1 protein-coding gene is annotated in these 254 nt (G+C 41.7%); it reads right to left on the bottom strand.

Features of this window, described 5'->3' with window-relative positions:
- Positions 1-254: pyridoxal-phosphate dependent enzyme (locus tag SB689_RS23700; protein ID WP_410694487.1), on the bottom strand; the 254-nt coding region annotated here is incomplete at both ends.

Genomic DNA, 254 nt, shown 5'->3' with positions numbered 1-254 from the left:
CCTCCCGTTCCGGTGCAGGCAAAAAGGTGAGTGATCTTACCTTCTGTCTGTTCCCAGATTTCAGGACCTGTCGTCTGATAGTGGGCATCAATGTTCAGTTCATTAAAGTACTGATTTATGTAAATAGAATTGGGAGTTTCCAAAGCAATTCTTTTCGCTACTTCATAATAAGATCTTGGATCATCCGCCGGCACATTGGCAGGACATATATAGACAGTAGCTCCTAATGCTTTTAGATAAGCAATTTTCTCAGG

The sequence above is a fragment of the Chryseobacterium sp. SIMBA_038 genome, assembly GCF_046535115.1.
In the GTDB taxonomy this organism is placed as follows: domain Bacteria; phylum Bacteroidota; class Bacteroidia; order Flavobacteriales; family Weeksellaceae; genus Chryseobacterium.
Note: the sequence above shows the minus strand (reverse complement) of the source record. Positions and strands in the feature narration are given on the sequence as shown.